Source organism: Haloferax sp. YSSS75 (assembly GCF_046764215.1).
GTDB lineage: Archaea > Halobacteriota > Halobacteria > Halobacteriales > Haloferacaceae > Haloferax.
This window is the reverse complement of the sequence record NZ_CP177206.1, coordinates 1,727,353-1,752,451: the sequence shown is the minus strand read 5'-3', so window position 1 is coordinate 1,752,451 and position 25,099 is coordinate 1,727,353. Positions and strand designations below refer to the sequence as shown.

Genomic DNA, 25,099 nt, shown 5'->3' with positions numbered 1-25,099 from the left:
CTTAGAGCCAATCATCGGGCTTCGTGTCGTAGTCGATATCGCTCGCCGTGATACGTGCTTCGAGGTCGGTATCCAGGTCGTGTTGGGAGAACTCCGACCCGTCGTATCGGATACGAATCGCCCGCTCGACCGGTGTCGGTTCACGGCCACGCCTGCGAGCGACTTCGACTTCGTGTTCGTCGAACTCCTTGGTGATGGTCATCAGGTTGACGGGACGACCCCACAGGTGGTAGACGCGTTCGAGGACGCCTCGCGCCTGCTTCAAGTCGAGGATGACCCCGTTGTACTGGTGGCCCAAGAGGAGTTCACCTCGGTTGTCGAAGTTCCCGTCGTAGACGGCAACCGTCGGCTTGCCGAAGTTCGTGAATTGGAACAGCAGTTTCTTTTTCACGTCCTGATACTGCGTCGAGGAGACGCGGAACTGCCGCGACGACTGGGAGTATTCGTAGGCGAAGTAGTGGTTCGAACGGACGAACTCCTCGGTGAGGAACGCGTCGAGGAACGTCACGTCGTTGTGGCTCTCGCGAATCTCGCGCATCCGGTCCCACCCGGCGGCCAGTTCCACGTCTGCGATGGCTTCCTCGACGCTGTCGTACAGTTCGTCGTCGAACATGTACCGCGACAACTGTTCGAGTTCGGACCGGCGGATGCGACGGAGGAACCCGCGGTTCTGTGGCTTGACCAGCGAGTAGTGCCGTTCCGCGAGGCCCTCGTAGGAGAGCACCTTCCACGGGTAGGCATCGACGTCGACGTCGTCGTCACCGGAGAGCGCTCTGTCGAGCATCTCGTGGTCTACTCGTGTGTCGTCCGGTCCGAGTTCGGCGAGTTCCTCCAGCGACACCGCGTCGACACCGTCGATGACGGGGTCAGTTCGGAGCAGGTGCTGTATCTCGTCGAAGTCGACGACTTCGTGGAAGTTCCGCCACGTGATTCCCTTCACGCGGAGGAGTTTCTCCGCGACTTCGGCGCGGTTCGTCGTGTTCTCGATGTACTCCCAGAGTTCCTTTCCTAACTTGTAGGGGTTGAGGCCGGGCGACCCGAGGACGCGCGACTGGTGGTCGGCGTAGGTGATGAACTCGTCAGTGCCGGCGAACCGTTCGTCCGCCATCATGAGCGACTCCCAGTAGGCGGCCCACCCCTCGTTCATGACCTTCGTCATCTTCTGGGCGGCGAAGTAGTACGCCTCCTCGCGAAGCATGTCGAGGACGTCTTTTTGCCACGGTTCCATCGGTTCGGCCTTTCCCGACTCCTCGTCGAAACGCATCCCGTGTTCGCGGATGTACGCGATGACGTCCTTCCGAGGGGCGGTGATTTTCGCGGCCTCTCGTTCGGCCTCTTCGATACGGTCGACCCACGCGTCGTCGAACACTTCGCGTCGAACGTCGTCGGAGATGTTCAGGTTCTTCAGTTGCGACCGGATGTCCTCGGGGATGTGGCCGTCTTTGTCTTTCGCCGCCTCTCGAATCGACCGATGCTGGTCGATGGTGTCTTCCAGACAGAGGATGGCGTCGATGAACTTCTCGACGTCGTCCCGACTGATGTCCGGATTCTGGACGTAGCGTTCGATTGCCTGCGCGTGTCGTTCGAGCATCGCGGCGGCGTCGAACTGCCCTTCGTCCGAGAACATGCCGAACCACTGGTTCTTGTTGAAGAAGTCCGAGTGGGCCTCGACGTGGGTGATGACGGCCTTCTGGTCCGCGAGCGAGTTCGACTCCTGTAAGAAGGCGTTGGCCGGTTCGTCGTTGTTGACGATTTCGAACGCCTTTCCCATGCCGAACTGGTCGGTCTTGCGCTGCCGGTCGTAGGCCATCCCCCATCGCCAGTGTGGATATCGCTCCTGGAACCCACCGTAGGCGATGAGTTGGTTCATCTCGTCGTAGTTGACCACCCAGTAGTTCACCGGGTAGGGGTCTAACCCGAGTTTCCGGGCCAGTGCACCCGCTTCACGGACCGGTTCGTCGAGGCGGGCGGCCTCTTTCTGTGCGTCTCTGCGGTGTCGTCTGAAACTCATTCTGCTGTCGCCTCCGTACTGAGGATGCGGTAGATAGCGTCGATGACGTCGTCGGGTTGGGAGACGTACGCGACGACGACGTTCCCTTCTTCACCGAGCGTTCGCTCGACTTCCTCGGCGTGCGTCGCGTTGATGGCGGTGCCGCCGGGTTGCGTCTCGACGTACGCGTGGAGGTTCGCGTCTATCTCCTGCATCATCGGGATGACGCGCTCTTTGGTGTCGTTCGAGGAGTTCTCGGAGTCGCCGGCGGCGAAGACGTAGCGGTTCCACTCGCTCCACGGGTAGCGCTCGGAGAGCACCTCGTTCGCCAGTTCGTAGGCCGACGAGATGCGCGTCCCGCCACCCGAACGAATGCCGAAGAACTCGTCGCGTTCGACTTCCCACGCCTCCGCGTCGTGGGCGATGTAGACGAACTCGGCGTGGTCGTACTTGCCGGTGAGGTACCAGTCCAGCGGTGTGAAGGTACGCTCGACGAGTTCGCGTTTCGTCTCACGCATCGACCCCGACACGTCGCGGATGTTCACCACGACGACGTTCGACTGCTTCTTCTCGATGATTTCGGGGTGGCGGTAGCGCTCGTCTTCGCGGCGGAAGGGAATCTCTTTGAGTCCGTCACGACGGATGCGCTGGACCGCCGTCGTCTGTTCGACGTTCGCCTCCATCTCCTCGAAGGACTCCCACGTGCCGCGTTCGTCGTCGGGGATGCGCGTCCACTCGTCGTCTATCCACGCCAAAGAGACGAGGATGTTGTTCTCACGGCACCAGCGATAGACGTCGTCCGCCGTGACGTCTTCGACTTTCATCGCCTCGCGGACGAAGTCCTCGTCGAAGTCCATCGCCAGTTTCCGCTTGAGTCCTTCTTTGAACAGACGCTCGAAGTCGAGGGTGCTGTGTGGACCGGTCCGCGTGATGTCGGTGAAGTCGCCTTCGACTTCCTCGATGACCTCCTTTCCTTTCGGTTCGAGTTGGAGGCCGAGTTCTTCGTCGAGTGCTTCGGCGAACTGTTCGGGGTCCATCTCGTAGTACTCGTGTTCGGCCCCCTCCTCACCGGGTTCGCCGTCGTCACCCTCACCGGGTGCTGGTTGGGGTTGACCGAGCGGTTGTCCCACGTCGGGCGTCCCGCCTTTCCCCTGGCCGACACCACCCATGTCGAGTCGGTCGTATCGGAACTCCGGTAAGTCGACGACTTTGATTGGTATCTTGATGTCTTTCGCGCCGGAGGCACCGAGGTCACCGTAGGAGATGAACTCCTTGAGGTCCTCGCGGCGCTCTTCGCCGACTTCACGGAATCGTTCTAAATCGTCTCTCAGTCCCATCTGTAGCTGACCTCCTTCATCACGGCACGACTCGTGAGTTCGGCCGACGCGGCGGAGTAGCCGCGAGTTTGCATCTCCTCGATGGTTCGCTCTTTCAGGCGTGCCGTCTCGGTGTTCGCCGGCGGGTCGGCCCACTGTCGCGGGTCGAAGTCGGAGAAGAGACGGCGCACGTCTTCCCAGTCGTGCGTCTCGAGCACGGTTCGAATGACTGGAATCTCGGTCAGGTCCACGTCGGAGACGGTAAAGCCCTCGTCGCGGTTCTCCCACGCGTAGCGGTTGAGCGCGGTGATGACCTTCTCGTTGCGGAACGACTCGACGTCGTCGGAGGGATAGTTACCCTCGTAGTCGTCCTTCGAGAAGCGGCCGAGGTGTTCAGTCTCGAAGAGTTTCATCAGCAGTGGGTCCGGGTCGATTGGCCCGTGTTCGGTCTCTAACTGGCCGTCGGAGGCCCACGCGTAGACGTGTTCGACGTACTCTTCGACCGTCTCTCGCTGGACGCCTTTGTCCGCCAACACGGCGTCGAGGACGTCGACTTCCTGCTGGTCAGCGATGTACGCCCTGACCATCGCGACACGGCCTTCGTACTCCGAGGACTCCGCGCGTGAGAACACGGGGGCGTCCGGTAGTTCGTCGACCATCGCCGCGAGCACGTCGTCCGGCATGACCACCGCCGACACGTCGAGTTCGGGATGGTGTCTGTCGAGTCTGTCGTGGAGTAAGTCGGCGATGACGTCGCGAGTGAAGGTCACGGGTATCCCGTGAGTCCCCTCGATATCACCGATGAAGTCGTACGCGGACACCTCACGGCGCTGGTCGCCGACCTGCAGGTAGCCACGGTCGAACAACAGCGCCTTGTCCACGAGGTTGAACTCGAAGTCCGGGTCCAGCGGCAGGTCTTCCGGGTCGAGACGCGTGACGACGCTGTAGAGCGCCGCCGCCTCGATGGCGTGTGGCGCGAGTTCTCGCGCCCGAACCGCACCCGGTCCTTCGCGGACGTCGAGTGTGATGGCTTCGGCGACGCGCTCGGCCATCGTCTCGGGGTCGTCGGTCCAGACGCTCGTCTCGTTGGCGAGTTCCCGCCGGATGAGTTCCGCCTCCAACGAGAGGTTCGTCAGGTAGCGGAACTCGTGTTTGTTCAGGCGGCGTTTGAGCGCCTTCAGCGGGTCGCGCCCGTTCCGGTCTGCGAACTTGTCGAGTTCGGCGTCGAGGTCCGGATTCGAGATGATGACGAGTTGTGTGTCGATGTCCATCCCGATGCCCTTGTCCAGTTTGACGTGTCCCTCGTCGGGGACGTTCAGCAGTTTCTGGAGCAAGTCAGCGTGCTGGGTGGCGTCCTCGACGATGGTGAGGAGGCCGTTCCCCTGCGAGAGCACCCCGTCGTAACTGAACGCCTGTGGGTTCTTGCGCCCGCGGGAGTTCAGTTCGCGGAGCATGCTCGGCATCCACGACCCGACCAGTCGCTCTTTGGGTGACCCGTCGTCTTCAGAGTGAAGGACGCCGATACCGCGGCCAACGTCGACGACGTAGTTCTTCACGCGAAGGTGTCGTTCGTCCGTCGCGGCGCTAAAGAGGTCCTGTCGCCCGGCGCGTCGGTACTCCTCTTCGAGGTAGACGTACGCCTCTCGGCAGAACGGGTCGAGCGCCTCGTCCACGTCTACGGGGATGTGGTCGCCGTTGGCCCGATTGAGGTCTCTGAGCAGGCGTTTGCGGACGTCGCTCGGAAAGACCGAAAGCGGGTGCGACTGGACCGGACTCTCGTACCAGTCTTCGTCGGCCGACTCGACTTCGCCACCGTAGGACAACCCACGGGTGTCGTCGGCGTTTGCGACGTTCCACTCGACGGTGTAGCGACGTCCGGCGTCTGTCTTCGAGTACTCTCGGAGGCCGTTGATGAGACAGCGTTTCAACTCGGACTTCCCAGTCGCCGTGGGGCCGTCGAACCAGACGATTTTCTCGGCTTTCCCCCGGTCGGCGGCGATAGTCCGCAGGTCGTCGACGAAGGCGTTCAACACGTCGGTGTTGCCGAGGACGGCGTGTTCCCCGTCGTTGGCCGGGTCGTCGAAGAAGCGGTACCGCTGTTTTTCTTCGCCTTGTTCGACCACCTGACGCGTCCCCATCGACTCGATTGCTTCGAGGAGATACTTCGACGCGTGCGACGCAATCGACGGCGACTGGAACGCCGCTTCGACGTAGTCGCCGAGGCCCATCGGTTCCTCGTAGGTCCCGCGAAGGGCCTCGTCGGCGTCGCGAATGTAATCTCGCATGGTCACCCTTCGAGTTCGCTCTTGGCCACCTCCGCACCGGCGAACTCGAGCACCTCCCGGGCACCGTCACGCGAGTACCCCTGGTCGACGAGCGCGTCGACCCACGCGTTGCGTTCGTCGTCGTCCAGTTCGTTCGCGCTCACGAGCGCCGAGAAGTTGATGTTGTGCTTCTTGTCTTCCCAGAGTTTGCGTTCGAGGGCGCGGCGGAGTCTGTCGTTGTCCTGTGGGTTGAACGACGTTCCTTCGCGTGCGCGCCGGGAGACCCAGTTGGAGACTTCCTGCCGGAAGTCGTCCTTGCGGTCCTCGGGGACGTTGAGCTTCTCTTCGACTGCGCGGAGGAACTTCTCGTCCGGTTCCTGGTCGCGGCCGGTCAGTTCGTCTTCGACAGTCGCGTCGTCGATGTACGCCATGACGTGGTCCATGTACTTCTCGCCCTGCCGGCGAATCTCGTCGATGTCGTAGGCGAGGGCGTGGCGGACGTCCTCGATGGCGCGTTCTTTGTACTCTTCGCGGACCATCTCGAGGTAGCGGTGGTATCGTTCGAGGTTCTCCTCGGGAATCGACCCGTGGTTCTCTAAGTTCTCTTCGAGGTGGGTAAACGACGACAGCGGCGAGAGGTACTTGCGCCCGCGGTGGGTGGCATCCATGATTGCCTCGGCGATCTCGTCGCCGATGAAGCGCGCAGAGACGCCGTCCATCCCTTCTGCGATGTCGGCTTTCTTCTCGCCCTCCTCGCGGAGTTTCCGGACGTCGACGTCGTCGCCGTCGTCCAACTCGCCGTTGTAGGCTTTCGCCTTCTGGACGAGCGTGATGGTGTCGGAGTCGGGTTCGACGATACGGGTGAGGACGCCGAACAACCCGGACATCTCCAGTGTGTGCGGTTCGACGTGGATGTCGGGCACGTCCGCGTTCCGGAGCATCTTGCGGTAGATTTCCGCCTCCTGTTCGTACTCTAAGACGTACGGGAAGTCGATGCGTTTCGTCCGGTCGTTGAACGCCTCCATCTTCTCGTCGCCTTTCTTCTCGCGGTATTCGGGCATGTTCGTCCGCCCGACGATGACCTGGTCGATGTCGATACGCGGGTTGTTCTTCGGCTTGATGGTCTGTTCCTGCGAGGCGTGCAGGAAGTCGTAGAGGAACTCACGCTGGAGTTTCAGCAGTTCCTCGCCGGAGAAGATACCGCGGTTGGCGTTACAGAACGCCCCGGCGTAGTCGAACGCTCGGGGGTCCGACTCGCCGTAGACCGCGAGTTTCGAGTAGTTGACGTCGCCGGTCAGTTCCGTCTCGTCTTGGTTCTTCTTGTCTTTGGGTTCGAACGTCTCGACGCACTGGCGCTTGTTCTCGGAGGCGACGAGGCGGATGATTTCGATGTGGTTCTCCAGTACCGACTCCAGGTCGTCGTCGTAGTGGGCGAGCAAACGGTCCATGAAGAACTCCGAGGCAGGGTCCAGCGCCTGGTCGTTCCGGATGGTGTACGGTGCGTCGAGGTTCTCGTTGAGTCGGTCGATGACGATGTCGCGTTGCTCCTGGGGGAGGAGGACGATTGGGTCCTGGTTCATCGGCGACTGGACCACGTTGTCGGAGGGGTCCTGGTCGCGGACGACGTCCATCAGGTTCGTCCACCTGAAGGTGTACATTCGACCCTCGTCGCGCATCGTGTAGTCCTCGAAGTAGCGTCGGGTGAGCCAATCGAAGTGCGATTTGCCGGACCCGACGGGTCCCAAGAGGAGTTTGATACGTTTTTCGGGGCCGAGGCCGCGGGCCCCAGATTTCACCTTGTTGACGAACTCGTGTATCGACTCGTGTACTTCGCGGCCGTAGAAGACGTTCTCTCCGTCGTGTAACGAGTCCTCAGAGGCCATGAGGTATTCCACGACGCCCGCATCTTCGTCGTAACGGGTGCCGTAGAAGTCGAACATGTCCGCCACGCGTTGGTGGGCGTTGCGAGCAATCTTCGGGTCTGCGTAGACCTCTTCGAGATACCACGCGAAACTCTTTGCCTCGCGGAGGTCCGCGGGTACCGAGTCTCTGTAGTGTTTGCTCAGGTCTGCGAGTGTTTCAATTTCGCCGGTCATTGTTCGTGGAGCCTCGTCGGACCGGCCGTCCGATGACGGTCGATAGGCGATGTGCCCGAGTGGGTCACAGACGCCACCAAACGACGACGACGACACGCAGCGCAGGACTACGGGGGGCGGTTCGTTGGGCGACGCCACCGCTCCGCGCTGACGACGGGACGGCGACTGGCGACAGAATCTACGAGTTTTGGTACGGTGCGCGGGGCGACTCGCTCGGTCCGGTGACCGAGACTAAGTCTCAATGAGAGACGTTAACATATAACGCTTTCTCTGAAAAGAGGTCACTGAACTGTCTACTCCCGCGTTATTCCCGTATCCATACCACATCTTCAGACACTCAGGTGCGGCGACGTATGTCGATTTAATCTGGTGTTCACTCACCTGACGGAGTCGTTAATCGAGTCCGCGAAAAATCATGTCCTTCTTTATCGGACGTTATTCGAGTCGATTAGCCCGGGTACTCGGCAGATATTTGGAACCGTTTCGCATCTCTCACGACGAATGGGAGGTTCACCAACTCGGCGGGACGAACTCGTCGAACGGATTACGGACGCGACGCGGGGGACGCTACTCCTCTACACGATGTACGTCGGCGACGAACTCGGCCTGTACGAGGAACTCGCCGGAGACGAGGCACTCACGTCAGTCACGCTGGCCGAGCGAACGGGAACCGACGAGCGATACGTTCGTGAATGGGTGGAACAGCAGGCCGTCGCGGGTGTTCTCGACGTAGAAGACGAGCGTGCAGCACCGACGGCACGTCGGTTCAGCCTCCCATCGGCACTCGAAGCGGTTCTGCTGGACCAAGAGAGCGTTCACTACATGGTGCAGCAAGCACACCTCGTCGTCGGCGGTGCGCAACCACTCGACGACGTCGTCGAAGCCTTTCGGACCGGTGGTGGTGTTCCGTTCGACGCCTATGGTCCGCTCAGAGAGGGACAGGCGCGAACCAACCGGGCCGAGATGCGGTACCGACTCGGCATGGAGTGGCTTCCGTCGATTCCCGACGTCGATAGCACGCTGAAATCGGGTGACTCCCCCGCAGTGGCCGACGTCGGGTGTGGTGCTGGGTGGGCGTGTGTCGGAATCGCCGAGGCCTACCCCGGTGTCACCGTCGACGGGTTCGATATCGACGGACCGTCCGTGAAACGCGCCCGTGAGAACGTCGCTGCCGCCGGCGTCGACGACAGGGTGACGATACACGAACGAGATGCCGGGACCATCGCCGCCGAACAATCGTACGACCTCGTGACGGCAATCGAAGTCCTACACGACCTTTCTGACCCCGTCGGTGTCTTGCGGACGATGCGTCGCCTCGTCCGTCCCGGTGGGAGTGCCCTCGTCGTCGACCAGCGCGTCGGAGAGACGTTCAGCGCTGACGCCTCCCCCACCGAGGAGATGATGTACGGGTGGAGCGTGGTCCACTGTCTGCCGGTGGGGATGAACGCCGACCACTCTGCGGGGACGGGAACTGTCATGCGAGAAGGCACGGTCCGCGAATACGCCGACGAAGCGGGATTCGACGAAGTCGAGGTACTCCCCATCGAACACGACGGATTCCGGTTCTACCGACTCACTCCATAGACCCGACCGGTTCCCACCGGACGGTGACGTCCTCCGCGGTGTTCCCGCCGTCCGCCGACCGAGAAGGCTTAGGACGCGGGAGTCACTAGGCCGGAGTATGACCGACCTGCCCGACGGGTGGACGCTCTGGAACGACGAACCGCACGGACGACGCATCCTGGCGTACCGTCCGGACGTGTTCAACGAGTCGTCGTTCCCCGCGGAGTGTATGCCGACCATCTTCGTCTGGAACGGGTCACGAGCAAAGCGCCCCGGCGCGTCACAGATACGGACCGAGACGTGGCACGCCGTGCTCTACATGGAACCAGAGATAGAAGTCCACGTCGAGGAGTTCGACTCGCGGGACGCCGCCGTCGATGGGGCAACCGAAATCGCCCGTCGCTTCGCGGACGGTGAGTTCGACTACCGGGACGCCTATCAGATTCCCCGCGACGACTACTTCGAGAAACTCGACGAACTGACCGGGCGGGAACCTTAACCGCACCGCGAGTGAACGAATTTCTATGACCTCCGTCACACTCGTCGGTGCCCGCCTGACCGACCCAGGCACCGAGTTCGTCTATCGGGGTGAATCGAGCGCTTGCGAGGGATGTCCGTACCGGCGACAGTGCCTCAACCTCACGGAAGGCGTCCGGTACCGCGTCGTCGGCGTCCGCGAGAACACGCAAATCCTCGACTGTGCCGTCCACGACGAAGGCGTCCGTGCCGTCGAAGTCGAAACCGCCGCTGTACAGGCGAACGTCCCCTCGAAAGGTGCCTACGCCGGGAGCAAAGCGAGTCTGCAAGGGCCGTGTCCGCACACCGAGTGCCCGAGTCACCAGTACTGCGTCCCCGAAGGTGCAGAGTTCGACCAGGAGTATCGCATCAGCGAAGTCGTCGGCGACCCACCACACGAACACTGTTACCTCGACAGGAACCTGACGCTCGTCGAGTTCGAAGCGGCAGACGAGTAATTACTTTCACACTCGCCGCTGTCACGTCTCTCATGACGACGGCAGTGTACTTCGACCTGGACTTCACGCTCCTCCAGTACACAGACGACTTCGAGACCATCTTCGGTCGGGCGATTCCGGACGCGCCCGATGGTGCCTACGAGCGATACGTCGAGGAACTCATCGACGCGTTCGGCCGACTCTCCGCGACGCCACACCGTGACGGTATCGACGCCGTCCTCTCCGAGTTCGACGTCGGCATCGCTACCGACGTGGCCGTCCAGCGATACTATCAGTCGGAACTGGACGCGACGACGGTTCCGGCACAGACACGGTCGGCACTCGAACGGGTCGCGACACACCACCCGACGGGGATTCTCACCAACGGTGCGCCGAAGATGCAGCGAGCGAAAGTCGAGGGCCACGAACTCGACAGCGTCGTCGACGCCGTCGTCGTCTCCAACGACCCGGACGTCGCCGCGCGGAAACCGGCCGGGGAAATCTTCGCGGCGGCCGAAGACGCACTCCCCGCCGACGAGTACGTCTACGTCGGCGACGATTACGACGAAGATATCGTGGGCGCCCGCCGTGCCGGCTGGGACGCCCTCCACGTCGGGGACGACGGCCCCGAAGACGCACGACGCGTCGCATCGGTGGACGATGCTGTCGCTCGTATCGTTTAGTGAACGCGAGGAACCCGAGGAAATCGACGGTGAGAGTCTACGGAAGCGTGCCGACTCTCTCGCCGGCGTAACCGAAGATATCGCTGTAGCCGTACGCGGAGAGTAAGACGGGGTAGAAGTCGTCGTCTGCCTCGAACAGTTCGTCGTCGGCGCGGGCGAACAGTGCGCCCCTCTCGACGGGTTCGAAGTTCGTCGCGAGCACCTCGTACTCGTTGGCCTCCGGTTTCGGGAGGCGTTCGAGCAGTTTGAACACCTCGAGGCTATCCTCCTCGGGGGCGGCGAGTTTCAGTCGGTCGTCTGTAGTCTGGGACTCGACGGTGTCGTTGCCGCCGTCGCCAGCGACGACGGGGGCGGGCAAGACGTTCGTCGCCGTGAGGAACGCGCGGATGAGCCAGTAGGCGTTTTCGGCCGCCTCCTCGGACTTCTGGAGTCCCGCTTCGACTTCGATGGTGTGGGCGTGTTCGATGAGTCGCCCCTCTGCGAAGTTGTTCGTCTCGACGGCGACGTCGACGGGCAACCGAGGGAGGATAGACCGAGAGATGGCATCGACGGTATCGACGATTGCGAACGGTTCGGCGTACGACTGTGTCGAGTGGAGAGAGAAGGCCGTCGTCCGGTGGACTTCGCGGCCTAAATCGTGGGCGAGGCGGCGTTCGTGGCTGTCGGCGTGTGGGTCACCGGGGAACGCACGGTTGAGGTCCTCGTCGAGGTACCGAACGTCTTCTTCGAGTGCTTCCTCGTTGGCAATGATGAGTTTCACCGGGCGTTCGACGTCTGGGTCTTCCGCAACGAACCGTTCGATGGCGCGCGCGCCGCACGGTTCGTCACCGTGAATCGACCCGACGACTGACACTTCCGGGGTGCCGTCACCGAGTTCGTAGATTCGCATTGCCGGTTCCTAGAACCAGAAGGTAAAGGCCTTTTAGATTTGCCGACTGTCGGTTCAACGAGATTTTTGGTCGAAGAGAGTCGCCTTCGGCCGTCAGTGGTCCAGTTGTGCGACGTACTCGTAATCGGCGGGGTACGCCGTCGCCTGTTGGCCGTCGAGCGTGATGTGCCACCCGTGGAGGACGGTTGGGTCGTCCAGTGCCGCCCGAAGCGTCGTGCGAACGTCGTCGACGTTCACGCCGTAGAAGTCACTCGGCGTGCCGTGGAGATACTGTAGGGCGGTTTCGAACAGCGAGCGCATGCCCACGTCGTTCTCGAAGTCGAAGTGTTTGTACGCGCCTGCGGCCACCTGTACCATCCCGTGGAGGAAGGCGCTCTCTTTGGTTCCTGCGCCGTAGTTGTACCACTCGTCTTCGAAGCAGTCGTGACTCTCGTGGAAGTCACCGGCGTTGAACAGACGGACGCCGTGTTCGACTGCGCGGCGGAGCGTCGCGTGTTCCCACATCCGAGTGTCCGCGTTCCACCCCGAGGGGTTCCCGAGTGGCGGGGCCACACTCGGGTCACGGGTGTGTTCGTCCATGGACGGGTACAGGACGGCAGTCCCGGTAATTCCATCGGTGGGGGAGACGGAGCACGGAGGTTTTTACCGGATGGCGCCCCCACAGACGACTATGAGTGAGGCAGTAACCGAATGCGAGTATTGCGGGTGTGACGTCCACGCCCACGACCCGGTGTTCGTCGAGGAAGTCGAGGGTGACGAACGCGTCCCAGCAGGTGCGTTCTGCAACTACGCCTGTCTCTCGTCGTACATCGACGCCGAGGGTCTCACCATCGGGACGACGTGCGAGATTCCCTCTGAGTGAGGTTCGAACCACACACATCTCGCCGCGATGCGCGCTATATTTAGGGTCGGTCAGTCGAGTGTACGGCGATGGCACTCGCATCCGCACTCGTGGCGGGTGGAATCGTCGGTATCCGGCACGCGCTGGAACTCGACCACCTCGCCGCCGTCACCACGATGGTCGAAGACGACGGGCACCCGAGTTTCGTCGGTGCCTCCTGGGGCATCGGTCACTCGATTCCAATCGTCGTCGCCGGCCTGCTTTTCGTCGCCCTCGGCGTGCGCTTGCCCGCGTCGGTGACACACTTCTTCGAAGTCGTCGTCGGAGCGGTGCTCGTCGCTCTCGGAGTGCGGATGCTCCTTCGCGCTGCCGGCGCATCGCTTCCGAAACTCCGTGACCACGCCCACGGTGAACCTCGCCATCGCCACCTCGCGTTCGGTGACGTCTCACTGGGGACGAAACACACGCACGTCCACGACGAGTCGTTCGCAGTCGGCGTCCTCCACGGATTCGCAGGGAGCGGTGCACTCGTCGTCGTGATGGTCTCTGCGGCACCCGGTGTGGGACAGGCGATGGCGTTCCTCGCCGCGTTTGTACTGCTGACGGTGGCGACGATGGCAACCGTCTCGGTGCTGTGGCGGCGCTCGATGGTCGCCGGTGGGACGCGACTCCTCCGCGCCACGGCAGGCATCGTCGGTATCGCCGCAGGCGGACTCCTGGTCGTCGAACAAGTCGGCGCCGTGGTCTGACGAGGACCGAGCACGCGGACATCGCTCGCCCCGTGGAACGGCAGAGTTCGTCAGGTTGCACTCTCCACACCGGCAAGTACTCGACATCGGTGTGGCGAACGAGTCGTTCCACTTGGGCGGACGAGAAGGGATACCCGCTGGCCGGTCAGCCACAACGTTCCGTTCGAAAACGGCTTTCGTACAACATTTATAATAGCGAAGACTGATGGTCAAATACGGCTCGAATAGGCCGAATCCCGCATCGTCGCGGTTACTGCGCGAGGGTAGCTAAGTCAGGAAAAAGCGGCGGACTCAAGATCCGCTCTCGTAGGAGTCCGTGGGTTCAAATCCCTCCCCTCGCACTTGTGCCGACGAACTTCGTGAGGAGTGCCAAGTGCGCACAGAGGATTTGAATCAGGGAGCGAATCTCCGATTTGCGAGTGATGTTCGAATCTCTCCCGACGCACTTGTGTCGACTACGACCACGCACTCTCACCTGCGCCACAGAGTCGTCGTCTCAGACGCCGGGTTACACCGCTCACGGTAGTCGAATTGCGGCGAACCTGTCAGTTTAAGTACCATCATAAATAGGTGTGTGATTTGTCGAGTGTGCACATCACTGTCACACGTGGTCACCGCGTGTGAACCGGGGTTCGAGAGTCCTCGTCGACAGACCACGTTTCTCGTGAAAATCAGCGTACAGAGCTTACTTTGGGGTCGTGTCTGGGGACAGAATACCCGGAGAGGTAGTGGTCGAAAATACCAGTTCTCATGCACGACTTTCGGTCAGAACAGACATTCAGGACTTTATCAGAAACATTCATTATGTTATCGAGCATACTATAGTATTGCCGGAAGCGCAAGGACGCACCGGATGACCAAACCGAATCCATTGGATGGCGGGATAACCGTCAACGATGGTATGCATCGCAAGATGCAGAGGAATGGGATCGACACGAACACCGAGTCTTTCGTAAAAGGAAGACGAGGTCAAAGTGCCGAAGAGGAACCGAAACAACCCCGATAACCACACTGCGAGTGTGTGGCGGGAAAGCCAAGTACCGGACCACGAGGAATCGGAGTTCGGGAAGTCGGCGCAAGCCGAAAAAGGCTGTGAGGGTTGTGGAAAACGTCTTCCGTCCGGGTTCTAATTGCGGGTTCTGGCGTTTTACGTTATCTGAGTCCCGAGCGATGGAACCGCCTTTTCAGTCGTCGTCTTCGTCCGCGAGCAACTGCACCAACACCCGAAGGTACTCCGAGGCGACGACTGGTTCGTCCGCCGCAGTTCGCTCGACGGCGGCGATGCCGTGTTCCAGTCGTTCGAAGAGGAGTCCGGGAGGCACTTTGTGGAGGACGATATCGGAGGCCGTTTCTAGACACTCCAGTGCAGTCTCTGTGTCGCCACTTCGGACGGCCGCTCGTGCGGCGTCGAACGCCTCGGTGAGTGAATCGCGCACGCTCACCGGGAGGTCACCTGTATCCGTCACTGGTTCCCGGTAGACGACTCACCCTGATAAGCAAACGGGCCGAGAGTCGTCTGGCCGCAGTCGGGCAATTGTCGGTTGATACTCTGTTTTCGCTCGCTCCCAGTCGATGGTTATAGGCCACTGCCGAGTACTGTCACGTGCATGAACGAACTCGGTGCCCGTGCTGACCGTGCCCAGCGTGCCGCACGAGACGGCGGCGCAGTTGCCCGACGCGCGTTTCGGACGGATATCACCGTCGAGACGAAAGGTGGAAAGACGGACGTCGTCACGGCGGCAGACCGGGAAGCACAGCGTCGCGTCGTCGAGCGCATCCGCGGTGCGTTTCCGGACGACGCCATCGTCGGTGAAGAAGAAGACGAACTGAAATCGGTCCCCGACGAGGGCGCGTCGTGGGTTATCGACCCGATAGACGGCACGAACAACTTCGTGCGCGACATCCCGGTGTGGGCGACTGCCGTCGCCGCCGTCCTCGACGGAGAACCCGTCGCCGCCGCGAACTTCCTCCCCGCATTCGAGGACCTGTACGCCGCCGACGACGAGTCGGCCTACCGGAACGGCGAGCAGATATCGGTGAGCCAACGCGACGACCCGGAGACGTGTACCGTCTCACCGACGTTCTGGTGGGATTACGACGAACGCGACGAGTACGCCGCCGCGACTCGCGCAATCGTCACCCGGTTCGGAGACATGCGTCGGTACGGGAGCATGCAGGTGGCTCTCTCGTTCCTCGCGGATGGTGCTCTCGACGGCGTCGTGACGAACAAGCGAGCGAACCCGTGGGACTCTGTCGCTGGCGTCCACCTCGTCCGGATGGCCGGCGGGACGGTCACTGACCTCGACGGCAACGAGTGGCGCCACGACTCGTCAGCCCTCGTCGCATCGAACGGTGCCATCCACGACGCGGTGCTCGAATCTGCTCGGGAAATCGCCGACCTGTAACTGTCGGGACATTACCATCGGTATCCGCAAATGCGAAGTTACCACCTTCAGTACTGGGGCGTATGGAACTCGACGCCACGGACCGAGCCATCCTCCGTCTTCTGATGGAGGATGCGCGGACGCCGTTCAGTGAGATTGCTCGCCAAATCGACATGTCGAGTGCGACGGTCCACGACAGAGTCGGACGGATGGAAGACGCGGGTGTCATCCAGGGATACCACGCGCACGTCGACCCACGAAAAGTGGGACTCGGAACGTCGGCACTCGTCGGGTTCCGCGTCAAACAGGGGCGTGAGAAAGAAGCACTCCAGCAACTCCGCGAAATCGAAGGCGTCCAGGAGATAAACCTCACCACCGGTGAGTGGGACGTGATGCTTCGCGTCTACGCGGAAGACACGGACGCGCTCCGTGAACTCATGTTCGACCACATCGCAGAACTCGAAGGCTTTTCTCGCTCTCAGACGATGGTCATCCTCGGAACCGAGTACGACGACCCGGTCTTACCCATCGACGAACCCGACGACGACGCATAACTGCGCGGACGGCCGTGGCCGACCGCTCATCTCTCCTAAACGTCCGTCGGTGGCCTTCTCTGGACTCACTCCGCCCGTGACGGTGAGAACAGACTCTGGGTGGGCCGTGTGCCGAGACTGCGAGAGACCGGAACCCTAAACAGTCCCGCCGTCGGGGTTTCGGCTATGGCAACGGTAGCAGAGCAAACTGGTCTCGACCCCGAGCGTCTCTGGGGCGCTGGCGTCGTGGCTATCCTCATCGCACTCGTCGGCGGGTCGCTCGCGTTCCCTCGCGTCGTCTACGACGGCTTCATCTGGAAATACTTCTGGGGCCCGGTCCAGGCGGACGCGAACTCGGCCGTCTGTGCAACCCGTGCGTCCGGCGTCACGGAGTACCTCGGAAGTAGTTCCGCGTGTGCTGCTGCGGCCCAACCGGTCGCGTATCCCGGCTACACGCTCGTCTCCGAAGTCGGCTACATGGTCACGCTCATCATCGCCCTCACGGGCGTCGTGTTCTTGCTTCGCCGCCTCGATATCGGTGAGCGGCCACAGTTCTTCTACGCCCTGATTCCGTTCATGTTCTTCGGCGGTGCGTTCCGCGTCGTCGAAGACGCGAACGACACGCCCGGAACCGTGGACGCCCTCATCTCCTACCCGCTGAACACGCTCGTCATCAGCCCCGTCATCTACGTCACCGTCTTCGCGATTACGCTCGTCGCCGTCGTCGGCAGTGTGTTCGCTGCACGCCGTGGCTTCGTCGACGACTACGTACGACCGCTGTTCGGTGCGGGGGCCGCCGTCCTCGCCGTCGCGTTCGGGTACCTCCTGTATCTCGGCGTCACGGGCACGAACGGGGCGAGTTTCTACCCGCAGGTGCTCGTCGTCATCCTCGTCGGGGCGACGCTCGTCGCCGGCGCGACGTGGTGGCTTCTCGAACGATACGCACCGGAAGTCAACGCCGGAACGGGCCTCATCGGCCTCGTCATCATCTGGGGACACGCCGTCGACGGCGTCGCGAACGTCATCGGCCTCGACTGGATGACCGCACTCGGTGCCGGAAACAACCTCATTCCGAAACATCCGGTGAACAAAGCCGTCGTGGACTTCACCGCCTCGACGCTCCCCGAATCGATTCTCGCCATCACGGGCGACGCGTGGCCGTTCTTGCTCGTCAAACTCGTCGCGGCGACGGCCGTCGTCTGGGTCTTCGACGAACAGATATTCGAGGACAGTCCGCGCTACGCTATCTTGCTCCTCATCGCCGTGCTCGCGGTTGGCCTCGGCCCGGGAACCCGTGATATGCTCCGGGCGACGTTCGGCGTCTGAACACCGCGAACGCTCCCGAGTCGCTCTTCTTCGACGAACGTTTTTATAGGAATCCGCGGCCAGTCGCCCCGTGCGCTAACCCTCACCGCGCGACGGGTCGCGGGTGTCCGACACACCGTCGCGCGAGTCGAATCGTGTCGGCTGTTCGCCTTTTGACCTACGGGTACGGGTGGTACTCGCGGTCCAATCGTGGTTCGAACCCGAGTTCGCGTGGGACGGACTCCGCACGCTCGGCGAAGAACGGGTCGCCGATGAACAACGGTTGGGCCTGCGGAATCAAGACGCGAACCGCTTCGAAGCCCAACTGTTCGACGTCTCTCGGCGTGGTGCGTGCGGCGTAGGCGTCGAGGCCAGCGTCGGCGACGCGTTCGACAACAGCGTCGAGTTCCGCGTCCCCTGTAGGCAGTTCCTCGGGGCCGACGGAATCTGCCGGGATAGTCGCGTCCGGTGAGACGAACGCCTCTGCCGCGTCGGGGAAGTCGGCGTACGTCGCAATCGCGCCCCCTTGCGTCGAAGCCTGTTCGGGGCCCATCGCTCGCAGTTCGGTCCAGTTCTGGAGTGCCTCGGCGAGTGCCGACCGAGCGGCGCTGTTGGCGTCGAGGTTCGCACCGGACCCCATCGCGAACTTCGGCCACTCGTCGTCGCGGTGGACCGCGACGGCGACGACTGGCACGTCGACGTCCTGCGTCACTAACAGCGCCGTCACGTCCAACTCTTCCGACCGGGCGCGGGCGGCCAACGTCTCGAACTCCTCGTCGGACACGTCGAGTCCGAGTGGGTCGAACGTCGAGTACCACGCGAGCATCGTCGCGTCGCGTTCGATGGTCTCGTAGAGGCCGGAGAGAATCGCTTCTGTGCCGGAGTTTCCGAGGCCGAGTCCCGTCGTAATCGATGGCTTGTGTCGCTCGTTTGGCGGCGGGTAGTGCACGAACTCCGCAGGGAGCGAAACATGCGTTCCTGTCGTGAGGTGCTCGCCGTCGACCCACTGAATCGGTTCGTTCGGGTCCGGGTCGCGGTACGAATCCGGCCTGACGAACCGACTCGGCGGGACGGCACCCGGCCGGGACGCTGCCGGCGCGACGGCGAACTCACTCGACCGGTAGACGCCCGCCGAGTAGCGTTCGAGCGCCTCGCCGAGTGCTTTCATGTAGGCTTTGTCCCACCCGACCGCAGCACCGCCTGCGAGTTCTGCGGCACGAGTATCGGCGTAGGCCGTCGTGTCTGCGGTCTGTGCCATGTAGTACGGAAGCGGGAACGACTCGCGTTCGCCAACTTGCGTGACGATTCCGAGACGCTCGTCGACGGCCAACTCCGCCCGCGAGAGCGCGTCGTCCAACTCGACTGCTCGGAAGTCCCGACGGACGGTCCTGTCGCGGTCGGTCGGTTCCGGCGTCGGGAGAAACGTCCGTTCTCGCCCGGGGATTTCGACGACACTCCCCGCGATGTCGTCGCCAGACAGAAGCGACACGCCGCGACGGCCGGCGATTGCCCCGGCGAGACGAACCGCCGCACGGTCACCGGACGGGGTGGCATTCGACTCGGTGGTCGACGCGACGCGAGCACGCAGGTCCGAATAGTCGCCACTCGTCCGGTCGAATGCGGAGACTGCGGCGTCGATATCGTCGATAGCGTGGCCGCCGACACCGCCGATTTCGACCGCAATCCACCGTCCGGACGCGGTGTCTGCCGCGTCGAAGGCGTCGTTGCCGACCGGTGCGACGACGAACCCGAGGCCGAACTCGTCGAACGAGTCTGGGGTCGTCTCGGTGACTGTGGCGTCGATGTCGGAACAGGCCGCGCGAATCGACTCGGCGGCGGGACCGCTCCCGACGAGTCCGATGTTCATGCGAGCGACGAGGGACGGCGGAGAGAAAAAGCGAGGGGTCTCGCCTTCGCGCGATTTACGCGTCGAGGAGTCGCTGTGCGGCGTCGGCCAAGTCGTCGATATCGGCGTCGGCGAGTTGGTCGTCGCCGAGTTTCAGGCGGAGGCGCGGGCGGCCGACGTCGATGGGGACCTTCTCGGTGTCGATGAGGCCGAGTTCTTCGAGTTTCGTCTTCGTCCGCGAGAACGTCGCCTTGCTGGCGATACCGACGTCTTCGCCCCACTTGGAGATGTCGTAGAGGAGCACTTCGTTGCGGGCAGCGACGAGGAGGGAGATGGTCACTTCGTCGAGGCCATCGCCGTCGCCGCGAGCGGAGGTGAGCGACGCGAGCACGCTGTCGAAGTCGTCGAGCGTCTCCTCACCGATGTCTTCTGCCAGCGTCTCGCGGACGCGAGAGAGTGGCGGGGTGCGGAGTTTGAACTCGGGGGCGTCTTCCCAGTGAGACCGGTGTGCGTCGAGCGCCGTCTGGACGAACTCTTCGTCGTCGGTGACGAGTCCAGCGACTTTGCCTCCGGCGCCGACGAGAGCGACGACGGTGTTGGGCGTGACGAACAGTGTGTTCTCGACTTCGTCGCGTGCGGTGCGCATCGAGAGGACGCCTTCGTCGACGAGGTTCGCCGCGTTGGAGGCGATGATGAAGTCGTCCATGACGGTCTTGAGCACGCTCTCTTCGGCGACGAGACGAATCTGTGGGAGTCCCGAACCGATGTCTGTGGCGACGGTGACGAGGCCTTCGATGACGTCGGCCGTCGGGTTGGCGACTAGAACTTCGTCCGCTGTCGAAGTGAGGACGGATTCGATGATATCCTCGACCCCCTCAGCGAGCAAATTAGAACGAATAGCCATGGTTTCAATATCGGTCAGAATCTATTTAATATTAACGCAAACACACACTCAGTACGCATCCTCTAATGGGTTGTAACAACTCTTTATTGGGCGAATTGAGCACCTCGTTTCAGAAATTTTACTGCTAGACAGTGTAAGATAATAGGATTGCACGGTTGTCGCCGTTCCGTGTTCGAATCAGGACGTAGACACCGGACAGCGCGTCGAGTTCGACGACGAGACAGGTCAGTATTCGACAACCTCTACGCGTTCGTGCATTTGTCACCGTCTGCCACGATGTGAGTGTGCAAATACGTGCACCACAACACCGGCAGGCGTGGCCAAATGGGACACATTTATGCCCTAATTGGGCAGGATACTACACATGGACTACAGCCACGTCCGCGACGTCGACCCCGCAGTGGCAGACGCCCTCGAAGGCGAGGTCGAACGCCAGCGCGACACGCTCGCGATGATTGCCTCGGAGAACCACGTCAGCGAAGCGGTCCTTGAAGCACAGGGGAGCGCGCTGACGAACAAGTACGCCGAAGGCTACCCCGGCAAGCGCTACTACGCTGGTTGTGAGTACGCCGACGAGGTAGAGAATCTCGCCATCGAGCGCGCCAAGGAGCTCTGGGGCGCAGAACACGTCAACGTCCAGCCACACTCCGGCACGCAGGCGAACATGGGCGTCTACCTCGCCATGCTCGAACCGGGCGACAAGATTCTCTCGCTCGACCTGACCCACGGCGGCCACCTGAGTCACGGCCACCCCGCGAACTTCACCGGGAAACTCTACGACGTCGAACAGTACGAAGTCGACGCCGAAACGGGCTACATCGACTACGAGCAGTTGGCGGAGAAGGCCGAGTCGTTCGAACCGGACATCATCGTCTCTGGCTACTCCGCGTACCCGCGTGCCGTCGAGTGGGAGACGATTCAGGACGTCGCCGACTCCGTGGACGCGCTCCACCTCGCCGACATCGCCCACATCACGGGCCTCGTCGCTGCAGGCGTCCACCCCTCGCCCGTCGGCGTCACCGACTTCGTCACCGGGTCGACGCACAAGACCATCCGTGCCGGCCGCGGTGGCATCATCATGTGCAAAGAGGAGTACGCCTCCGACATCGACAGCGCCGTCTTCCCCGGCGGCCAGGGCGGCCCGCTCATGCACAACATCGCCGGTAAGGCAGTCGGGTTCAAAGAGGCGCTCGAACCCGAGTTCGAGGAGTACGCCCAACAGGTCGTCGACAACGCCAAAGTCCTCGCCGAGACGTTTGAAGACCACGGCCTGAGTGTCGTCTCCGGCGGCACCGACACCCACCTCGTTCTCGTGGACCTGCGTGACTCGCATCCGGACCTCACCGGCGGCGACGCCGAAGACGCGCTCGAATCGACGGGCATCGTCCTCAACGCGAACACCGTCCCCGGCGAGACGCGCTCTGCGTTCAACCCGAGTGGCATCCGCGCCGGCACGCCCGCGCTCACGACCCGTGGCTTCGACGAAGACGAGATGCGCGAAGTCGGCGAACTCATCGTGAAAGTCGTCAATGACCCAGAAGACGACGACGTGCTGGCCGAGGTTTCCGACCGCGTGCAGGCACTCTGCGACGCCAACCCGCTGTACGAGTAAGGGACTCGCTTCGGTTCGTTCTCCGTTTTTCTCTCGTCGCCAGCGAGTCGTGTGTCGCGTCCGACACACCGACCCGCCTTTTTGTCGATTCCACCCGTATCACGGCTATCCCGATGCGAAGACGCACCCTCCTCGGTACGGTGACGGTGGCACTCGCCGCAGTCTCAGGATGTACGTCTCCGAGTGGGACCGACGGCATGACTGACGACGAAACACATCCGCGACCCAGACGCCCGACGAGTCCCCGGACGACTCGGCTACTACTCCAGAGACGCCCGCACCCGACGGTGGAACCGCCACGGACGACACAGACGGCGGTGCGGACGAACTCGACTTGCGCGAGGCGAACGTGATGGGCGTCTCGTTCGAGCAATCGGGTACCGACTACCGATTCTCGGTGACGCTCTTACACGACGACGACGGCGAAGATGGATACGCGAACTGGTGGGTCGTCGAATCGCTGGACGGAACTGAACTCGGAAAACGCGAACTCCTCCACGCCCACAGCACACAGGAGTTCACTCGCTCGGAGACCATCTCTATCCCCGAGGGGACGACGTGCGTCGTCGTTCGCGGACACGACCAGACCCACGGGTACGGCGGGCAGGCGATGCTCGTGAACCTCGAAACCGGCGCGACGAGGGCAGTCGAGCAGGGAGCGGAACCGCAGTCCTTCGCCGACGCGACGTGTTGAGTTCCCGCCGAGCAGGTGGATTGGAGAACACCCTCGCAGAGTAACACTATTACCCGCCGGCCCCAACGTCCGCCAGACTATGGCACCGATTCGTCGCCTCGTTCTCGACGTGTTGAAACCGCATGCTCCAGAGACGGTGGAGTTCGCGCGCGACGTGGCGTCCGCCCCCGGCGTCAGCGGGGTGAACGCCCTGCTCCTCGAAACCGACAGAGAAGTCCAGAACATCAGAATCGTCGTCGAAGGCGACGATATCGACGTCGAGGACGTCGAACACCGAGTGACGAACCTCGGGGGGACGGTCCACTCGATAGACGAAGTGGTTGCGGGCGAAGAGATGGTCGACTCGCGTGACGTTCCGCAGGACTGGTTGCCACCGTGACACCGCAACGACTCGTCTCGGTGCTCAAGCGAGAGCAGGTCCGCGCCATCTCCCGTCGCTACTTCGTCTCCAACGGGTTCGACGGGGCATTGACCTGTATCGGCGTCGTCATCGGAGCGTTCCTCACCGGCGTCACAGACGGCCCGACGGTGGTCAAAATCGGCCTCGGCGCGGCGATTGGGCTCACCACCTCCGGCGTCTGGAGCGTCTGGGAGATAGAACGCGCCGAGAAGTTGGCCGAACTCGAACGCATCGAAGACGCGATGTTGACCGACTTGCGCGGGACTGCCGTCGAACGCGACAAAGTCCTCGCACGAGGCGTCAACGCCGTCGCCAGTGGCCTCGGCCCGTTGGTCAGCATCGTCGTTCCGCTCCTCCCGTTTCTCGCCGTCGGGTCGGTGTTCACGATGCTGACGGCGACGGCCACTTCCGTCGCCCTCGGGACGGGCATCCTGTTCACCTTCGGGTCGTACATGGGGTCGATTTCCGGACAGCGATGGTACGTCGCAGGGATTCGAATGGCGCTCGCGGGCGTCGCGGTGGCCGCCGTGAACCTGTTGTTCGGCGGGTGAGTTACGGGCCCAAATAGGCACAAGTGTGTATATTTACTCCGTTTTGAAACGGAGAATAGGCACGATTCCGAATCTTTGAAATGGTCGGACCACGCACCCTCGGACAATGACGACCATCATCGACGGGAACGCCGTCGCCGAGGAGATTCGGTCCGGCCTGACCGACGCCATCGACGCACTCGACGACGCCGGCGTGAAACCGGGACTCGCGACGGTGCTGATGAGCGACGACCCCGCGAGCGAGACGTACGTCTCGATGAAACAGCGCGACTGCGAGGAAGTCGGTATCGAGGCGTTCGACCACCACCTCGACCCGGACACCCCCGCAGAGGAACTCTACTCGCTCGTCGACGACCTGAACGAGGACGACGACGTCCACGGCATCCTCGTGCAGATGCCCGTCCCCGACCACGTCGACGACCGGACGGTCCTCCGCCGCATCGACCCCGCGAAAGACGTCGACGGGTTCCACCCCGAAAACGTGGGTCGCCTCGTCGCCGGCGACGCGCGCTTCAAACCCTGTACGCCCCACGGAATTCAGAAACTCCTCGCCGCCGCAGACGTCGAGACGGAGGGGGCCGACGTGGTCGTCGTCGGTCGCTCCGATATCGTCGGCAAACCGATGGCGAACCTCCTCGTCCAGAAGGTCGAGGGCGGGAACGCCACGGTCACCGTCTGCCACTCCCGCACGAAGGACCTCGCCGCGAAGACGCGCGACGCCGACATCGTCATCGCCGCCGTCGGCGTCCCCGAACTCGTCACGGGTGACATGCTCTCGGAGGGCGCAGTCGTCATCGACGTTGGCGTCAACCGCGTCGACGCGGACAACGAGAAGGGCTACGAACTCGTCGGTGACGTCGAGTTCGACTCCGCGAAGGAGAAGGCGAGCGCAATCACGCCCGTCCCTGGCGGTGTCGGCCCGATGACGCGCGCGATGCTTCTCTGGAACACGGTCAAAGCGGCCGCAGAAGCGGAAGACGTCGACGTGGACCTTCCCTGAGGATGGAGCGACAGATGGGCGCGCCACCTGGTATCGATGGCGAGTGGACTGTCGATGGGGAGGGCGTCGTCCAACGTCGAAACCAGCGGTCCCTCGATGCCGAGACGTTCGACCGCCTCGCGACGCGAATCCGGGGTGGACTCGACTGGGGCGTCGCCGGGTTCTGTGAGCGCGACGGGTCGGTCCTTCTCGTTCGACAGGACGGCAAGTGGGTCCTGCCCGGTGGTGGCGTCGAATCGGGCGAGTCCAAGACGGACGCGCTGGTTCGAGAGATTCACGAGGAGACGGGCCTCGACGCGACTGTCGAGACGCTCCGAGTCGTCACGGAACAGACGTTCACCCACGACGACGACGGCGTCACGTTCCACTTCGCCATCTACGACGTGGCCGTCGAAGGCGTCCTCACCGACGACCCGGGACTCGAAGACGAGACGATAGCCGACGTGTCGTGGTTCGAGACGCTCCCCGAGGACACGCTCGACAGGGCGTTGGTTCAGTTCTTACGCGACTGCTGACGCGGTATTCT

At 62.6% G+C, this 25,099-nt stretch carries 24 protein-coding genes and 1 tRNA gene; 16 read left to right on the top strand and 9 right to left on the bottom strand.

Annotated elements, in window-relative coordinates:
* Nucleotide 1 precedes the first annotated feature (1 nt).
* Genes ACK3R5_RS09220 through ACK3R5_RS09205 form a run of 4 tightly spaced genes read right to left on the bottom strand, consistent with a single transcriptional unit; the run spans nucleotide 2 to nucleotide 7,666 of the window.
* Entirely contained in the window at nucleotides 2-2,011 is a 2,010-nt protein-coding gene (locus ACK3R5_RS09220; RefSeq protein WP_411966774.1) for a SpoVR family protein, read from the bottom strand.
* On the bottom strand, nucleotides 2,008-3,327 hold the full coding sequence (locus tag ACK3R5_RS09215; RefSeq protein ID WP_411963768.1) for a YeaH/YhbH family protein: 1,320 nt from the start codon (nucleotides 3,325-3,327) through the stop codon (nucleotides 2,008-2,010). The genes ACK3R5_RS09220 and ACK3R5_RS09215 overlap by 4 nt, the downstream gene beginning before the upstream one ends.
* Nucleotides 3,318-5,597, bottom strand: coding sequence for a PrkA family serine protein kinase (locus ACK3R5_RS09210; protein ID WP_411966773.1), 2,280 nt, complete (start codon nucleotides 5,595-5,597; stop codon nucleotides 3,318-3,320). The genes ACK3R5_RS09215 and ACK3R5_RS09210 overlap by 10 nt, the downstream gene beginning before the upstream one ends.
* Nucleotides 5,594-7,666 (bottom strand): PrkA family serine protein kinase, encoded by a 2,073-nt coding sequence (locus ACK3R5_RS09205; protein ID WP_411963766.1) that lies wholly within the window; start codon nucleotides 7,664-7,666, stop codon nucleotides 5,594-5,596. The genes ACK3R5_RS09210 and ACK3R5_RS09205 overlap by 4 nt, the downstream gene beginning before the upstream one ends.
* Nucleotides 7,667-8,167: 501 nt before the next feature.
* Here ACK3R5_RS09205 and ACK3R5_RS09200 point away from each other — a divergent pair.
* From ACK3R5_RS09200 to ACK3R5_RS09185, 4 genes are all read left to right on the top strand, one after another.
* A complete protein-coding gene (locus tag ACK3R5_RS09200; RefSeq protein ID WP_411966772.1) occupies nucleotides 8,168-9,250 on the top strand; it encodes a class I SAM-dependent methyltransferase in 1,083 nt (360 codons plus the stop codon).
* 97 nt (nucleotides 9,251-9,347) lie between these two features.
* Nucleotides 9,348-9,728: a DUF5820 family protein gene (locus ACK3R5_RS09195; RefSeq protein ID WP_411963763.1), complete on the top strand. Its 381-nt coding sequence runs from the start codon at nucleotides 9,348-9,350 to the stop codon at nucleotides 9,726-9,728.
* A 25-nt stretch (nucleotides 9,729-9,753) separates the two neighbouring features.
* Nucleotides 9,754-10,203 carry a UPF0179 family protein gene (locus ACK3R5_RS09190; RefSeq protein WP_411963762.1) on the top strand — a complete coding sequence of 150 codons (450 nt, stop codon included), beginning with the start codon at nucleotides 9,754-9,756 and terminating at the stop codon, nucleotides 10,201-10,203.
* A gap of 32 nt (nucleotides 10,204-10,235) precedes the next feature.
* Nucleotides 10,236-10,865: an HAD family hydrolase gene (locus ACK3R5_RS09185; protein ID WP_411966771.1), complete on the top strand. Its 630-nt coding sequence runs from the start codon at nucleotides 10,236-10,238 to the stop codon at nucleotides 10,863-10,865.
* Nucleotides 10,866-10,902: 37 nt separating this feature from the next.
* Here the strand turns inward: ACK3R5_RS09185 and ACK3R5_RS09180 are convergent, their stop codons facing one another.
* Nucleotides 10,903-11,754: a succinylglutamate desuccinylase/aspartoacylase family protein gene (locus ACK3R5_RS09180; protein WP_411966770.1), complete on the bottom strand. Its 852-nt coding sequence runs from the start codon at nucleotides 11,752-11,754 to the stop codon at nucleotides 10,903-10,905.
* 93 nt (nucleotides 11,755-11,847) lie between these two features.
* The gene (locus ACK3R5_RS09175) at nucleotides 11,848-12,333 is read right to left on the bottom strand and encodes a DUF309 domain-containing protein (protein WP_411963759.1); all 486 of its coding nucleotides are present in this window, start codon (nucleotides 12,331-12,333) and stop codon (nucleotides 11,848-11,850) included.
* Nucleotides 12,334-12,424: 91 nt separating this feature from the next.
* Here ACK3R5_RS09175 and ACK3R5_RS09170 point away from each other — a divergent pair, with 91 nt between their 5' ends.
* The 3 genes from ACK3R5_RS09170 (at nucleotide 12,425) to ACK3R5_RS09160 (ending at nucleotide 13,685) form a co-directional block, all read left to right on the top strand.
* The gene (locus ACK3R5_RS09170; RefSeq protein ID WP_411963758.1) at nucleotides 12,425-12,616 is read left to right on the top strand and encodes a hypothetical protein; all 192 of its coding nucleotides are present in this window, start codon (nucleotides 12,425-12,427) and stop codon (nucleotides 12,614-12,616) included.
* 68 nt (nucleotides 12,617-12,684) lie between these two features.
* Nucleotides 12,685-13,344, top strand: a complete 660-nt coding sequence (locus tag ACK3R5_RS09165; protein ID WP_411966769.1) for a high-affinity nickel-transporter protein — start codon at nucleotides 12,685-12,687, stop codon at nucleotides 13,342-13,344.
* Between the two features lie 257 nt (nucleotides 13,345-13,601).
* Nucleotides 13,602-13,685: transfer RNA gene (locus ACK3R5_RS09160), tRNA-Leu, on the top strand.
* An 843-nt stretch (nucleotides 13,686-14,528) separates the two neighbouring features.
* Here the strand turns inward: ACK3R5_RS09160 and ACK3R5_RS09155 are convergent.
* Nucleotides 14,529-14,810 (bottom strand): hypothetical protein, encoded by a 282-nt coding sequence (locus ACK3R5_RS09155; protein ID WP_411963756.1) that lies wholly within the window; start codon nucleotides 14,808-14,810, stop codon nucleotides 14,529-14,531.
* 141 nt (nucleotides 14,811-14,951) lie between these two features.
* Between ACK3R5_RS09155 and ACK3R5_RS09150 the strand changes: the two genes are divergently transcribed.
* From ACK3R5_RS09150 to ACK3R5_RS09140, 3 genes are all read left to right on the top strand, one after another.
* On the top strand, nucleotides 14,952-15,749 hold the full coding sequence (locus ACK3R5_RS09150) for an inositol monophosphatase family protein (protein ID WP_411963755.1): 798 nt from the start codon (nucleotides 14,952-14,954) through the stop codon (nucleotides 15,747-15,749).
* Between the two features lie 62 nt (nucleotides 15,750-15,811).
* On the top strand, nucleotides 15,812-16,282 hold the full coding sequence (locus ACK3R5_RS09145) for an Lrp/AsnC family transcriptional regulator (protein WP_411963754.1): 471 nt from the start codon (nucleotides 15,812-15,814) through the stop codon (nucleotides 16,280-16,282).
* 165 nt (nucleotides 16,283-16,447) lie between these two features.
* Complete coding sequence (locus ACK3R5_RS09140; protein WP_411966768.1) at nucleotides 16,448-17,587, top strand: DUF63 family protein; 1,140 nt, start codon at nucleotides 16,448-16,450, stop codon at nucleotides 17,585-17,587.
* A gap of 157 nt (nucleotides 17,588-17,744) precedes the next feature.
* Here ACK3R5_RS09140 and ACK3R5_RS09135 read toward each other — a convergent pair whose 3' ends face one another.
* Nucleotides 17,745-19,433, bottom strand: a complete 1,689-nt coding sequence (locus ACK3R5_RS09135; protein ID WP_411966767.1) for a YcaO-like family protein — start codon at nucleotides 19,431-19,433, stop codon at nucleotides 17,745-17,747.
* A 55-nt stretch (nucleotides 19,434-19,488) separates the two neighbouring features.
* Nucleotides 19,489-20,316 carry a transcriptional regulator TbsP gene (gene tbsP / locus ACK3R5_RS09130; protein WP_411963751.1) on the bottom strand — a complete coding sequence of 276 codons (828 nt, stop codon included), beginning with the start codon at nucleotides 20,314-20,316 and terminating at the stop codon, nucleotides 19,489-19,491.
* A 364-nt stretch (nucleotides 20,317-20,680) separates the two neighbouring features.
* On the opposite strand from tbsP, the gene glyA reads away from it, so the two are divergent.
* The 6 genes from glyA (at nucleotide 20,681) to ACK3R5_RS09100 (ending at nucleotide 25,088) form a co-directional block, all read left to right on the top strand.
* The gene (gene glyA, locus ACK3R5_RS09125) at nucleotides 20,681-21,928 is read left to right on the top strand and encodes a serine hydroxymethyltransferase (protein ID WP_411966766.1); all 1,248 of its coding nucleotides are present in this window, start codon (nucleotides 20,681-20,683) and stop codon (nucleotides 21,926-21,928) included.
* Between the two features lie 334 nt (nucleotides 21,929-22,262).
* Nucleotides 22,263-22,622: a hypothetical protein gene (locus ACK3R5_RS09120; RefSeq protein WP_411966765.1), complete on the top strand. Its 360-nt coding sequence runs from the start codon at nucleotides 22,263-22,265 to the stop codon at nucleotides 22,620-22,622.
* 79 nt (nucleotides 22,623-22,701) lie between these two features.
* Complete coding sequence (locus ACK3R5_RS09115) at nucleotides 22,702-23,001, top strand: DUF211 domain-containing protein (protein ID WP_411966764.1); 300 nt, start codon at nucleotides 22,702-22,704, stop codon at nucleotides 22,999-23,001.
* Complete coding sequence (locus ACK3R5_RS09110) at nucleotides 22,998-23,573, top strand: VIT1/CCC1 transporter family protein (protein ID WP_411966763.1); 576 nt, start codon at nucleotides 22,998-23,000, stop codon at nucleotides 23,571-23,573. The genes ACK3R5_RS09115 and ACK3R5_RS09110 overlap by 4 nt, the downstream gene beginning before the upstream one ends.
* Before the next feature lie 106 nt (nucleotides 23,574-23,679).
* Entirely contained in the window at nucleotides 23,680-24,573 is an 894-nt protein-coding gene (folD, locus tag ACK3R5_RS09105) for a bifunctional methylenetetrahydrofolate dehydrogenase/methenyltetrahydrofolate cyclohydrolase FolD (protein WP_411966762.1), read from the top strand.
* 2 nt (nucleotides 24,574-24,575) lie between these two features.
* Complete coding sequence (locus ACK3R5_RS09100; protein WP_411966761.1) at nucleotides 24,576-25,088, top strand: NUDIX domain-containing protein; 513 nt, start codon at nucleotides 24,576-24,578, stop codon at nucleotides 25,086-25,088.
* Nucleotides 25,089-25,099: the final 11 nt, after the last annotated feature.

Coding starts and splice junctions, on each gene's coding strand:
- ACK3R5_RS09220 (WP_411966774.1), bottom strand. CDS start 2,011: ATGAGTTTCAGACGACACCGCAGAGACGCACAGAAAGAGGCCGCCCGC.
- ACK3R5_RS09215 (WP_411963768.1), bottom strand. CDS start 3,327: ATGGGACTGAGAGACGATTTAGAACGATTCCGTGAAGTCGGCGAAGAG.
- ACK3R5_RS09205 (WP_411963766.1), bottom strand. CDS start 7,666: ATGACCGGCGAAATTGAAACACTCGCAGACCTGAGCAAACACTACAGA.
- ACK3R5_RS09200 (WP_411966772.1), top strand. CDS start 8,168: ATGGGAGGTTCACCAACTCGGCGGGACGAACTCGTCGAACGGATTACG.
- ACK3R5_RS09195 (WP_411963763.1), top strand. CDS start 9,348: ATGACCGACCTGCCCGACGGGTGGACGCTCTGGAACGACGAACCGCAC.
- ACK3R5_RS09190 (WP_411963762.1), top strand. CDS start 9,754: ATGACCTCCGTCACACTCGTCGGTGCCCGCCTGACCGACCCAGGCACC.
- ACK3R5_RS09185 (WP_411966771.1), top strand. CDS start 10,236: ATGACGACGGCAGTGTACTTCGACCTGGACTTCACGCTCCTCCAGTAC.
- ACK3R5_RS09180 (WP_411966770.1), bottom strand. CDS start 11,754: ATGCGAATCTACGAACTCGGTGACGGCACCCCGGAAGTGTCAGTCGTC.
- ACK3R5_RS09175 (WP_411963759.1), bottom strand. CDS start 12,333: ATGGACGAACACACCCGTGACCCGAGTGTGGCCCCGCCACTCGGGAAC.
- ACK3R5_RS09170 (WP_411963758.1), top strand. CDS start 12,425: ATGAGTGAGGCAGTAACCGAATGCGAGTATTGCGGGTGTGACGTCCAC.
- ACK3R5_RS09165 (WP_411966769.1), top strand. CDS start 12,685: ATGGCACTCGCATCCGCACTCGTGGCGGGTGGAATCGTCGGTATCCGG.
- ACK3R5_RS09150 (WP_411963755.1), top strand. CDS start 14,952: ATGAACGAACTCGGTGCCCGTGCTGACCGTGCCCAGCGTGCCGCACGA.
- ACK3R5_RS09145 (WP_411963754.1), top strand. CDS start 15,812: ATGGAACTCGACGCCACGGACCGAGCCATCCTCCGTCTTCTGATGGAG.
- ACK3R5_RS09140 (WP_411966768.1), top strand. CDS start 16,448: ATGGCAACGGTAGCAGAGCAAACTGGTCTCGACCCCGAGCGTCTCTGG.
- ACK3R5_RS09135 (WP_411966767.1), bottom strand. CDS start 19,433: ATGAACATCGGACTCGTCGGGAGCGGTCCCGCCGCCGAGTCGATTCGC.
- tbsP (WP_411963751.1), bottom strand. CDS start 20,316: ATGGCTATTCGTTCTAATTTGCTCGCTGAGGGGGTCGAGGATATCATC.
- glyA (WP_411966766.1), top strand. CDS start 20,681: ATGGACTACAGCCACGTCCGCGACGTCGACCCCGCAGTGGCAGACGCC.
- ACK3R5_RS09115 (WP_411966764.1), top strand. CDS start 22,702: ATGGCACCGATTCGTCGCCTCGTTCTCGACGTGTTGAAACCGCATGCT.
- folD (WP_411966762.1), top strand. CDS start 23,680: ATGACGACCATCATCGACGGGAACGCCGTCGCCGAGGAGATTCGGTCC.
- ACK3R5_RS09100 (WP_411966761.1), top strand. CDS start 24,576: ATGGAGCGACAGATGGGCGCGCCACCTGGTATCGATGGCGAGTGGACT.